Source organism: Vibrio sp. 10N.261.51.A3 (assembly GCF_041471965.1).
GTDB classification, from domain to species: Bacteria; Pseudomonadota; Gammaproteobacteria; order Enterobacterales; family Vibrionaceae; genus Vibrio; species Vibrio crassostreae_C.
Map to the genome: position 1 here is coordinate 1 of NZ_JBFRPK010000099.1, position 12,995 is coordinate 12,995.

Here is a 12,995-nt window from a genome sequence, read left to right on the forward strand (position 1 = left end):
CTACCCTGCCAGATAGGGCAAGTGAAAAAAGTTTATTGCTGGGTAATTTAGATGAGTTGTCATCTAAGGTAGAAGCCAAAGTCAGTGCTTGGAAAGAAGGTGTTGAACGGTCATTAGAAGTGGATAACCCTTTTTTCGATGATCAAGCGAATCTAAAAATATGGACGAATAATCAAGATATTGATGGATTACTAAAAAACTACATCTCATTTTGTAAGAAGGCTAAATATCACGTTGATTCTTCCTTTTGGCACAAAGAGTTGTTAGAGAAAAAGCCTAATGATACAGCTAGAAGTCTCCTGTTGTTAGATTGGCAGAAGAAGCTGGATAAATCTGCATCTGAGTGGTACTTCGAAACTCTGTCCAGAAAGCGTGAAGAATTTTATAAACAGATTAGTGAATGGCTTAATTTACTGGAAGAGTTGATGTATAGCTTAGAGAGTTTAGGTCTTGAGCCAGGAATGTACCTTGATTTATCTGATGTTGAATTAAAAAGTGGAAGTATAGAAGCGCTAAAGAGATGGGCGGATTACCTCAAAAACAACGAAGGTGCCAAAAAGGTATCTGAGCTTTTAGGGAAAGTAAGGCAAATTGAATCATCAACTAAAATTGAAAAAGTATTGAAGTCGGTAGCATTCAAACAACCAGTTGTTGATATCAATTCAAAGGAAGAGATTGTAGGTGTGGTTCAAGGGAAGGATATTGAGCACGCGCTACCCTCTGAATTGGCACTTCTTTCGGATCCTGAAACATCAGTTCTTTTTGACCTTAAATATCTGGAATCACGCCTATTGAGTTTTGAAATGCAGGGCATTACAGAAATAGATCAGGAGGAGAGTGTCCTCGTAGATGAATCTGTTGAAGAGGATTCGAATTTAGGACCTATGATTTTATGCATAGATACGAGTGGTTCAATGTACGGTGCACCTGAACACATAGCCAAAGCTATGGCCTTGTACTTGTCTTCTGTAGCTAGAAAGCAGGACCGAAATTGCTATCTAATTAACTTCTCAACATCTATTGTGACTTTTGATTTGACGGGTAAAAAAGGGCTGGAATCTTTGATTAAGTTTTTGAGTTCCTCTTTTCATGGCGGAACAGATGTTGCTCCAGCACTCCGTCATGCTACTGAGTTAATGAAGAGTGAGTTTTATGAAAACGCTGATGTTTTGGTTATCTCTGATTTCATCATGAGTGAACTACCAAAAAACGTTATGAAGAGTATTGAAGAGCAGAGAGGACAAGGGAATAAATTTAATTCACTAGTCATCGGTGATTGCTTTATGTACCAACGGTCTAAGACGCAGTTTGATTTGGAGTGGATATATAATCCACATACTAGCAGTATTCAGGAGCTAGTTAACTTCAAACAAAGCCTGATTTAGCGTAGGTTGAAATTTCCCCGTGTAACGGGTGCTCTACAAAGCTTCTAAATATGTGGGGTTTTGAAGAGGAGTGGTACAAAACTGATATCTTGCTGGTGAGCGATGGTGATTTTCCAGTACCTTCGGAATTAAGTAGAAAAATTAGCAACCGAAGGGGAAATAATGGGTTACAAGTACACGGTATTCAAATAAGTAACTCTCACTGCACACCAATGAACAAAATTTGCGGTCCGATGCATTACGTTTCGGAATGGGGTGATTTAAAACATTAGCTCCTTGTTAGCGATGGCTGTCAGCGTTATTAGCAAACCAAGGCTCACTAGCCTATTGAAGTAACTCAATTTTATCGAAGCTAGTTATCATGATTTAAGCCTAAATATGGTAAATTCCATTATATGCATATAACCATGATAATTAGGGCCAAGGATGTCAGAAGCGAAAGCCAATTTTGAATATGCGATCTCAGACGCAGAGCAATTGTTAGAGTGTTACGACCAGTTAAACGGATGCAACTCCAACTCCCAACCTCCAGAGGTGCTTAAGAGAGCTACATTGATAATGACTCTCACTGCATGGGAAACCTATGTCGAAGACATAGCAAAAGAGCTTGTTGATGCGAAATATGGTGTTGTTATAGGTTCACAGCTTGGAAGAATTGTTGAGAACCGACTTGATGAGCATCTTAAGTACTTTAACAACCCTGGTTCAAAAAAGACCAAAGCACTTTTTGCTGAGTTCTTCGGTATTGATGTCACCGAAGCGTGGGTTTGGAACAATTTTCAAACCGCTGATGAAGCTAGATCACAACTCAATAAATGGTTAAAAAAACGAGGTGAGGCTGTTCATCGCGCTCAAACCAATAGAACCGAAGCTCATATCGTCAAGCGCGAAGAGCTGGACAAGTGCATCAGGTTCTTTAGAGAGTTAGTTTCGGTTACGGATAGCAAACTATCAGAGCTGTAGAGCCGTGTTTTTCAGAAGAGCAAGCTGTGACTGCGAGGTGCCTGTTATTACATGTATCTCGAAGAATGATGTGCGAAAAGCATTAGTTTCATTAATATTGCAGTGTACAGCGAAATTAAGAAGTAGTTAATGCTGCTCATTAGGGAGTAATAGTGAGTAAAAAGCCCAATCAAAGTGAAATAAATAGAATACGAACAGCCTTATGTTCACTAGAAACATTATGTAAGAAAACTTACGGTGTATCACCTTTTCAGGCTCAACTAGATGGAATAAAACAACTATTAGAGGCTGAAGAGTTCAGAATAGCTGTCGTTGGTGAGTTTAGTACTGGTAAATCAACATTTATTAACGCATTAATAGGATATGACTTGCTTCCGCATGCGCGTTCGGAAACCACAGCAACCATTACATATATCCATAACGTACCGAAAAGTAATCCGAAGTGTGGGAAGGTGACGATTGAGTTTGTTGATGCTCGGGATCCATTAACACTTGATATTTCGGATGATCAAAAAGCCCTGAAAGAGTATGTAACCAGCTTTTCGAGTCAATTCAGTGTTGTCGACGAGATTCAAAGTGTTCATGTATATACTCATTTTTTGAATATCGAAACGCCAGTAGTGCTCGTTGATACCCCAGGATTAAATGGGACTGCTGATGGACATCGCTCTATCACTCTTGCTGAAGTTGAGGGAGCTCACGCAAGCATCTTTTTGTTCCATTTGAGAGCGTTGACCGAAACCGACCTAGAGTTCTTAAAATTGCTTTCAAAGCATCAAAGTCGAATTTTCTATCTATTGAATCATATAGATTCGGTAAACGAGCTAGAGGGGGAAAGTGTTGATAAGGTCCTTGCAGATTTTCATGACCAAATATCAACGCACTTTTCGAGCCATTTCTTTGAAGGACAAAAATGCGAAACTTTTGCTATCTCAGCACTAAAGGCATTAGTACATAAGGATACTTCCTTCAAAAAACTGTATAGCTCAGATCTAACTGAGCTAACAGACGCTGAACGTAACAGCTTACGGAGTGGTTCACGGTTTGATGTATTTGAGCAAAGGTTACAGGATTACGTCGAACATCACAGTGAGTATGATATTAAGGATGTTGCACTCAAGGGACTGACCTCCGCTATCAATGATATAGAGGATAATTTACGCCAAGAGATAGCCTGTATTGAACAGCAACATAGGATGGGAAGTGATGGACGGATATCCCAGTATCTTGAGAATTTGGAAGACCGGAAGAATAAAAGCTGGAACAAGATAAAGGCCTACCTGAATTCGCGCTCTACAGATTTAGAAAATCATACGCTTCATTATCTAAAAGATGAGTTAATCAGACTAAATGAAGAATTGCGAAACTATATTCAAAGTGAAGATTTGGATCAATTGCAAGCAAGTGTAATTCATAATACCTATGGGAAAAAAATTGACCAAGGCATTATGAAGATGCGCACCGTTATACAGAGGTTACTACAAAGTAATATCGAAGATGTTTATGAGATCGGAATTCTAGAAACAGATCGTTTTACCTCTGAGGTAGCCATTGACTATCAAAAATCACATAAGGTAAGTGGATTAACCTTTGAGCTTGATATCAACATTGTCAGTCAAGATCGTGCAAAGCTGAATAACGAAAAGGGAAATCTAACCAATTTAGAATTCGGTCTAAAAGCAAACACGGATAATCAACAAACACTTGCTAAGTTACAGGAAAAAATTCAAACAGAATTAGTCAATAACAATACCAATACGCGCAGCACTAAAAACAAAAGAGATACAAAGATTCAGCGTCTAGGTAAACGGCCAGGCGTTGAGTATATCACCAGAAGCAGAACAGTTGAGCGCGGTGGCCTTTTAGGTGGAGTTCTGGACTTCTTTTCTGAAAAAAGAGAAACCTATCGAGCAGCGGATAGAAGTGAGCAACAGCGGTATGATCGTGATCTGGATGAGATTCGCAATCTGTACACAGCTCAAATTAGTACGCTCAACATGAAGAAAAATCGCCTTCAAAGTCAGTTGAATGAAGCTAATTCCTCGATGGATATATCAAAATTGGGTCAAGAGCGCTTAGAGAAAAAGATCGAAAGACACGAAAAGCGTATTTTAGAGATGAATCAACATATCGAATCAAAGCTAAGAAACCACCGTCAGCAGGTCACTAGAGAGAAAAGAAATGAGCTTTGTCAGAAGGTAGAAACAAACTTGAAGGTTGAGGCTATTGGTTCACTAAATAAGATTATAAAATCCACGATTAAAAATGAGCTTTCGTCGGTGTCAGATAAGCTCTATCAGTACCATAAGCAAAAATTTGCACTTTATAGACAAAAGCTGGAATTGCTTGATGGGCAATCTAAGAATCTTGAACTACCGCTTCTAAAAAATGCAGCAACAGAAATAAGCGCAATAAAAGAAGAGTATTGTAAAAATTAAGGTGTTTTAATAATGGATTATAAAAAACAATATGATGAGAAAAAAGCAGGGGTATTGACGCTGCTTGAAAGAACATGTCAGTTCTATCAGAACACCGATGATGTTGAAAATGAACATGCGTTCGAAGAGTTATATCGCCAGGTAGAAAACGGCGAATTTTCTATCGTTGTTGTTGGTGAGTTTAGTGCAGGAAAATCAACCTTTCTTAATTCAATGATGGGGGATAAGTATTTACCTTCGTTTAGTGGCGAAACAACGGCAACAGTGAACTTCCTAAAACATAGTGGTAAAGCTGAACCCGATGAAGGGCTACGTGTTATTTATAACGATGGTACTACCCAGAGTTTCGCAGAGGCTTCATTTGATAATGTAGAAAAATTTGCAACGACCAAAGGTGAAGAGGTAGCGAGTTCCATTCAACAAGTTGATTTGTTTTTAGATTCGGATTTCTTGCAAAACGACGTGATTTTAGTCGATAGTCCAGGGTTAAATGGGGTAAGGGAAGGTCACCGTAAAATAACCGAAGAGCAGATTAAAAAATCTCATGCGTGTATCTTTTTATTTAACGCAGAACAACCTGGTAAGAACAGCGATTTCGAGTTTTTAGATCGCTTGAAAGGAGAAGTGGGTACAATTCTGTTGGTGCTAAATAAAATTGACACTATTAACTTAAATGAGGAGTCAATTGAATCAGTGCTTAAGATATTGACTGAAAGTTATCAGAGTAAATTTCCACATGCCCAATCGGTACCTGAGATCTGGCCTATTTCAGCGCAGGATGCCCTTGTCGCCCGCAGCGATAAAAAGATAGTTGAGCGAGACTATAACGCAGAGCAAAAGCAGGCTCTTTTTGAAAAGTCACGCCTATTGGAATTTGAAGAGCGCTTATGGCGTTTTCTCACCCAAGGAGAAAAAGCACGTTCTGAACTTTTAGAGCCAGTTAATCGTGTGATCAAACTACTTGAAAACACGCGCAAGGCAAACAGCCAATTGATCAGTGAACTACAAGAAAGTCACAGTAAAGGCGAGGTATTAGCCCAAATAAGTGCGTTAGAACAACAGCTAGAAAAAATTGGTGAAACGGTTGAAAACAACAAAAGAACAATTAAACGTCAAGTTCGTCAGTCGCGTATTGCGGCAGAAAATACGATGACAGGTACATTAGAATCAATTCGTGAACGCTACATGGATAAATTTGATAGTGACTTCATCATAGATCATGACAGGTTGTTAATGGATGATGATGCAGAAACAAGTTTGAAACGCTTTATCTCTCGCCTAGAAGACGATGTGAACAGCAGCCTGGCGTTGTTTGCTTTATCATTTCAAGCAGAGCTTGAAGGGAATATCCAATCTATTGCGGATATTGAGCTGGAGGGAATAAATGAGGAACTATCCAAATTGGCACAGCCTGTCGAACTTGGCAAAAGTGATGAAATAGGTCAATACACCTTGTCATTAGACTATGCAGAAGTAGATAAACGACGGACTGACTTAGAAGACGAAATTGAAAAATTAGAACAACGTTTAAACTCGTCAGAGTTAGAAGAAAAGTCTGCAATCAGGCTTACGCATAAAAAAGAGTCACTGGAAGAGCGTAAACGTACGCTGATGGATCAGAAGCATTCAGAGCTAGCTGGAATGGGGCCAGCGCCAACTGTTGATAGAGTCGAAAGTGAAGACATAGACCGAGAGTCTCGTGACGGTGTTATAGGCAAAGGGTGGAGCTGGCTGTTCGGCAAAAAAATTGTTAGAAAAACTAAGATTACTAAAGATGATGCTCGAATAAAAAACTTTCAACAACATAAACAATCTGTTGAGAAGCGATATGATTCAGATATTGCAGAGGTAACTGCTGAGTTGAGTGGTATTGAATATCAGGACATAGAGGCATCACATTTAGCCTCTAAGGAAACAAATAACAAGCTTAAGAGATTGGAAGATCAAAAACGTTCCTTAACTGAGGAGTTTAATGCTACACAGAAGCGTCACTTTAAAACACAATTAAAGAAAATACAGGAAGATATAGAAGAGAGAATTGACTCCATACGCAGTGAGGCGTTAAGTGAAATTTCTAGCCGTTTACGCTCTCAGGAAAAGTCATTGATTCCATTGCTATCACATAGTTTGGAGAGCAGCCTTTCCGACAAATTATTAAGAAAGAAGCAAGAACTAGAGCTTAAGAAAATGGATCTTGAAGGTAGTATCAGTGAAAAAGAGCAACTCATAGAAAAATGCGAACAGAAGAATGAGCAGATTTCAGAGATTCTAATTGCTGCAATTGGTGTTCAGTGTGATCTGGAAGAGCAGGCTGTAGATGTCATAGAACAAAGAAACATTTCAGAAGTGTTTGTGGGAGCCTAGTATGAATCATGCGCTAATTGAATCGATGCAGACTTTGGAGTCGGTTGCCATTGATATTGACGCTGCTCCTCAGACACGAATGCAGCTTGAGAACTTACAATCCAGCATAGAGAACAAACAGTTTTATCTGCCAGTAGTTGGGCAGTTTTCTGCTGGTAAATCACATTTTATCAACAATTTGTTGGGAAGAGACATACTCCCAACCCTAACGACAGAAACAACTTCGTTCTTAACAACTATTCGTTTTGGTGAGCAAGATAAGTTACTGATTAAGCTTAATAACAATCAAGAATTAGTGCTGGATATTTCAATGGCTAAGTGCCTTAGCCAACAAAGTATCAGTCGTGGTGAATTAAGTATTCAGCTTCCTGAGTTAAATATTGACGATATTAGCTCACTGGATATCGAACTTAATAGTCCGTTGCTAGAGGATGGACTGGTGCTCGTAGATACTCCGGGAATAAACACACTTCATAGTGCTCATGAGGCGATGACGTACGAGTTTCTGCCTGCTGCTCAAGCATTCTTATATGTAAGTGGTAATCAACCTTCAATATCTGACCTTAACTTCCTAGAACGTATTAGTAAGTTTGGTCTGGATGTTTTATTTGTTCGTACCAGAATGGATGAGATTAACGAGTGTGAAGAATCCGTTGAGAGCGTTGTAGCTGAAGATTGCCAAATTCTCGAGCAAGTGGTTGATACTAGTCAGCACTACTTTGCTATATCTAACAAATTGGAGCAACCGCGTTGGCAGGAAAACTTTAAAAGCTTGCAGCAATGGTTGAAAGGCTATTTCGCTGATGATGTTCGATTGTCCTTAGAAAGAGCTGTCTCAAATAACATGCGTAAACTAACGGCTGATTTTCAAACCCAGTTGGATAAGACAATCCAGTTGATAGAGTTTGAGTATCAAGGTGATCCTGAACAGTTTGAGTCCGATGTCAAGCAACTGGAAACAGAGCTAGCTTTGCAGAAAAAAGATGGCATGTTGTTAAAAGAAAGCCTAGAGCATGAGTTCTCTTTAGTTAAAAGGGATATTGGGCGAGAGCTTGAGCGATTAAAAGTTCAGGCAGTTGATGACTACCGAAAAACACTCTCAACAGCCATTTGGATAGATTCTCCGACAAAAGTTAGAGAATATTCTGATCAGAGTGTTAAAGAACTGGCTTTAAATATTAATACCAGAGTGTCTGAGCGATTGACGATATCTGTGGAATCTATTTATCGCCAGCAGAATGAGCAGCTGTCAGCACTCGGTTTGGTAGGCGGGCGCTTATCGGCTGAAGGATTTTCCGTTGAGATGAACACACCAACACTTGATGAAGTGGTTAGTAACTCTGATGAGGTTTTACTCGCAATATCTCGCCAGCTTAACAGTATGGATGCTGAAGAAATTGAGCTTAACAATTCAGTATCTCAGTTGACCGAAGATATGCGCTCGGCTAGCAGTGAGCTTGGCGCTATTTCACTTGAAGCGGAAGTCTCGAAGGAAACAGTTAATCAATTGTCATATGCCCCTCAATATATCACTAATCCAGGCGACTCTTCGTTTTCAAAAACGTTTAGTATGCTGGGGCAGGCGGTTGATCTTGCGGTGATGTTTATTCCAACCCCTGCTGGGCCAGTAAAGGCGGTGACGAATGGTAAAAAAGCTATTGATGCAGCGAAAACCACAAAAAAAACGATTGATGCAACTCAAACAGCAATTAAAGCCACGAAAGCAGTAAAGAAAGCGACAACGGTCATTAAAACTGCTAAATCGGCAGTTGATAAATACAAGCCAATTGCTCAAAAGCATGTCAGTAACTATAGAAAGCTAAAGGAAAAATCCCAACAAAGTGCGGCTAAGCTAGCCAATTCAAGTGATGAAAAGGAGCAGAACTTAGGGCAGGTTGCTTTGAATTCGCTTCAGTTACTGGAAGCCGAGTTCTGGATGCGAAAGCTCGGAGAGAATTTCGATGAGCCACCAAGCTCTCGTATTGACGAGAATCACAGGCGTCAGTTTGAAGAGCTGCGTGCCAAAGCTGAGCATGAGGTACAAAGTAAAGTCCAAAGGCAGTTGAAAAAAATGAGCGATATGGGATTGCTCAACGAGAAAATAGCTTACGGACAGAAAAAGAAAGAGCTGTTGTTACAGCGTAGATCTGAACTGGAGGCAGAGCTTCAGGCTTTGGCTGAAAATCAAAAGCAACAGCAAAAAGAGCAGCAAAGAAATTTGTCTTGTGAATTCTATTGTCGACAGATGAATAACTCAATGAGTTCTTATATTGAATCGGTTAAAACCGCTTCAGATGAACTTATTGAACAGTTTATGGTTAAGCTATCACTAAGCGTCATGATGGACAGCGAATCCATGGTCAGAGAATTAGCAGATCAAATAGCAGAACTTAAGAGTAATTTGCAACTTTCTCAGCAAGAAAAAGAGCAGAAGCTATTTCAGGTTACTCAATTAGCTGAAAAGCTGGATTCGTTAAATGCTTAACCTCAAGCAAACACTGCTGAACTATCAAAGTGTATTTGTCTTGGGCTTACCAACTCATGAGACTTACCGCATCTTTCGCTCATTGCTGAGAGATGCGGTGCAGGATTTTATGCCGGTTAGCTACTTAGATAATGGCAGTAAAAAAACCTACATTTTGTTTAACCATGATGAAGATATCGCGTACGTTGAAACGAATGAAGGACTTTTGAACTTGAGAGAGGGTAGCAACTCTGTTGAAAAAGGGGAGGTGATCTATCTTTCAGTAGGTAACCGCAACCTGCCATTGGGTTTTGTGTTTGTTATCCCACCTCAGTTTAAGACAAAAAGCTTCTTAGTCGAACATCATTCTAATCCATTTCTAAGGGATGATATGCGCTGGCTAAAGCATTTATATGGAATACTCTGGTGTGATGCCTTTCCTTATGGGGAGCTGACTAATAAGAGTATTATTAACGGATTAACAAATTGGCTGATCGCACGGCGACATATTCCGAATGTTCAGCTAATGCTTTTAGAAGGACCAGATACCGCTTCCTCGGACCTTGATATGTCGGAACAGGATTTATCTGGTGCGTACTCTAAAGATATTTTAGCTGGTGACGTTGTAGAAGTCGGTGATAGTTCAAATTTAAAGCAGTATTTCAAAGCCAGATTTAACCATCGAAAAAGCTATCTCCAAAGACAGAGAGAATATATACAGCACCAAGTTGAACAAATGGAGGATTTCGTATCAGACGATGTGATTTTTCGTACGACCTATGACTTTTGTATTGAAGACTTTGTTGAAGACTATATCTCACCCAGCAGTCTTGACAAGATATTTTCACAGCACGGTTTACAAAGTATCTCAAATCAAAAGAAGTATCATGAGTACTTATCACAAGCTGCAATGAACGTGTTAGATAATTACTGCACTCACATAAGCGAAGAATTTTTTGATGGTTCGACAATGCCCTTCTTAAATAACTTTAAAAAGGTAGGTTACAGTTTGCCACTGGATGCTTACTGTAAGCTGGTAAAAAGTACAAAGTTGAAGTGTATTGGAAGTATACGCAGTATTGGGAGCGATGTATCATTTGGTAATATTAATAAGCTAACACACCTTGAGTTTATTGAAACAATTCAGAGGGATAAAAAGGAGTTTACTGACTTACTGATAGATTTCTATCAGCATCAGTGTGAATCTATTACTCTCGATTTCTTAACTAATCAGATTATCTATTTAAAATCTATAGGTAAAAAATAATATGTCATCAGTCTTTAAAGCGATTACGGTAGCTTCTATTTTAGCTTTCTTATTCATTATGTTTATCCACAATCAATACGTTGTATATGGGTACGGACTTGTTGGATTAGCTGCAGTATCGGTATTCATATTCAGCTTACTTGATCAGAAACTAGCGCATCAGCGTCAGTTAGAGCAACAACAAGCATTTTTTGCTTATAAAAGTGAATTCCAATCAACGACGAAAAATATGCGAACAGAAATTTGTATGGCTGTAAAAGACAAAACTGAGCAAGATAAAAGAATTCATCAGCAACTGATTAGTGTAGTTAAGCAGCTAGAGAACCATACTATGCTTGTATCAGAAATAATTGACGACAAACTTTCTGATCTAATATTAAAAATCAATATATTAAATAGCCAACAATCGGCGGATTCCATTGAACTGCAAAACCAGCTAGCAAAAAAATTCACACAAACTGCAGAGCAGCTTAGTAAACAATTGATACAGGAAAATAAACTAGGACGACAGTCACTTGATCACCATCTCGAGCAGATCACCAAAAAACTTTCGCCAATCTTTGAGTTGACTAGCCAAATTGAAGCGCAAACCAAAGAAAATGGTGAGTTCATGCGTGAACAAGGAAATATAATTGAACAAGGTAACAAGCAACTTCAGTCGATACTTTTAGAGCATAGCAGACAGTTTACAAAAGAGGTTTCTGAGCAGTTTTCTGAACTTAATGAAGAGTTTGAAGATAGAGTGAATGACATGGCTGACAACAATAGTCGCTTGTTAGGTGATGTTCGACAGGTAGTTAAAACTGCTCAGAAAGGACAAACTCGTACTTTGGAAGAACTGATGGCTGAAATCCAAATTATGATCCAAAGTCAAAAGGTTACTCAGGCAGCCACTGCACAAACGTTACAGGAACTGATTGAGTTCAAAGAAGAGTTAACTCAGTTAAATCAAAAAGATTTGCAGTATCTAGAGGCAATGTTGAATGGATAACTCTGCAGCCCTGTTATTGAAATGCTGTGAACAGATAGAACAACAGTTAGTAATGTTTGGCACTGATAGCTATTTGATATTGCAGTCCGAAAACAGAGAGATTATTAAGAAATTTGAGGTGTTTGATAGTTTACTTAACCGTGCTCGAGAGTATATTTTTCTAGGCTTGTTTGTACAGGCAAGGCGTTTGATTTCTATCATGCAACGATTGTGTGAACTGATTCAATCAGAAATCAAATCTTTAGCTAGTTGAGAATTTAAGTTGGGATTGAATTGACAAGAGATAAAAGAGTTGTCTTAGAATACTGAAACCGAAAGGCCAGAGAAGTTATAGGTGACACTAAAGATGTAGCAAAAATTCGAACTTTGTTTTTGGTAAGTAATTTTCTTACCTTGGGATGTTTCATGTTTAATGATTTTCACGAAAATATCAACTTATGGTTGTTTTAGGCGATATCAACATATGGTTGCTTTTTAAGTAAGCTATTGAACTAAAAGAAATCGTAAATATCACTTTATGGTTGTTTCTACAGAAAATACGAATTATTGAGAGCCGCATTTTGCGGTTCTTTTTTGTATGAAAATCTCCAAGTGGCGACAAAGTGGCGACAGAAAATTTATTTTTTTGTGGCGATAGAGTGGCGACAAACTACAGATTAGTGATTGGATTATGAGTGATTATTACTCATAGCTCTGAATAAGCCCAGCCTCGATTGAATAGCCCATTTCTACTGGTGCGGAGCCATCTACTAAAAACAGTTCCTGAGTACTGGCAATGGTTTTTAGTTCACCAGATAACCATACTGGATGATAGAGCCCTTCAAAGTCTACACCTTCTTCAAGAGTAACGTGAATCATTTGATTTGGTGGAGGTGGAGGCGTATGAATACAAGCCCCAACCCATGGTACTAATAGGAATTCTGTCACTCTGTGTTCATCGAACTCCAGTGGTAGCATATAACCTGCTAAACGAACGTTTTTTCCATCCAGGTCCTCATTGACCTCTGTCGCTTTTCTTTTTCTGAGTTCAGCAACCTCTTGTCTTTTAGCCAAAAGCGCCTCAACATTATCAATTCCCGCTTCATTCAGTTCCTGTTTAACTTTTATTAAATCTTGACGGTTA

The 12,995-nt window shown here is 39.0% G+C and carries 9 protein-coding genes; 8 read left to right on the plus strand and 1 reads right to left on the minus strand.

Annotated elements, in window-relative coordinates; genetic code table 11:
• From AB4371_RS20635 to AB4371_RS20670, 8 genes are all read left to right on the plus strand, one after another.
• The coding region (locus tag AB4371_RS20635) for a VWA domain-containing protein (protein ID WP_372150597.1) at positions 1-1,385 on the plus strand (1,385 nt) is incomplete at its 5' end.
• Positions 1,386-1,811: 426 nt separating this feature from the next.
• Positions 1,812-2,348, plus strand: coding sequence for a HEPN domain-containing protein (locus AB4371_RS20640; RefSeq protein ID WP_261895813.1), 537 nt, complete (start codon positions 1,812-1,814; stop codon positions 2,346-2,348).
• A gap of 152 nt (positions 2,349-2,500) precedes the next feature.
• Positions 2,501-4,786 carry a dynamin family protein gene (locus AB4371_RS20645; protein ID WP_372150598.1) on the plus strand — a complete coding sequence of 762 codons (2,286 nt, stop codon included), beginning with the start codon at positions 2,501-2,503 and terminating at the stop codon, positions 4,784-4,786.
• Between the two features lie 12 nt (positions 4,787-4,798).
• Complete coding sequence (locus AB4371_RS20650; protein ID WP_261895809.1) at positions 4,799-7,150, plus strand: dynamin family protein; 2,352 nt, start codon at positions 4,799-4,801, stop codon at positions 7,148-7,150.
• Between the two features lies 1 nt (position 7,151).
• Positions 7,152-9,635, plus strand: coding sequence for a dynamin family protein (locus AB4371_RS20655; RefSeq protein ID WP_372150599.1), 2,484 nt, complete (start codon positions 7,152-7,154; stop codon positions 9,633-9,635).
• The gene (locus AB4371_RS20660) at positions 9,628-10,881 is read left to right on the plus strand and encodes a hypothetical protein (protein ID WP_372150600.1); all 1,254 of its coding nucleotides are present in this window, start codon (positions 9,628-9,630) and stop codon (positions 10,879-10,881) included. The genes AB4371_RS20655 and AB4371_RS20660 overlap by 8 nt, the downstream gene beginning before the upstream one ends.
• A 1-nt stretch (position 10,882) precedes the next feature.
• Positions 10,883-11,872 (plus strand): hypothetical protein, encoded by a 990-nt coding sequence (locus tag AB4371_RS20665; RefSeq protein WP_261895803.1) that lies wholly within the window; start codon positions 10,883-10,885, stop codon positions 11,870-11,872.
• Positions 11,865-12,125: a hypothetical protein gene (locus AB4371_RS20670; RefSeq protein WP_136974986.1), complete on the plus strand. Its 261-nt coding sequence runs from the start codon at positions 11,865-11,867 to the stop codon at positions 12,123-12,125. The genes AB4371_RS20665 and AB4371_RS20670 overlap by 8 nt, the downstream gene beginning before the upstream one ends.
• Before the next feature lie 428 nt (positions 12,126-12,553).
• Here the strand turns inward: AB4371_RS20670 and AB4371_RS20675 are convergent.
• On the minus strand, positions 12,554-12,995 hold a 442-nt coding region (locus tag AB4371_RS20675), incomplete at its 5' end, for a DUF3299 domain-containing protein (protein WP_372150601.1).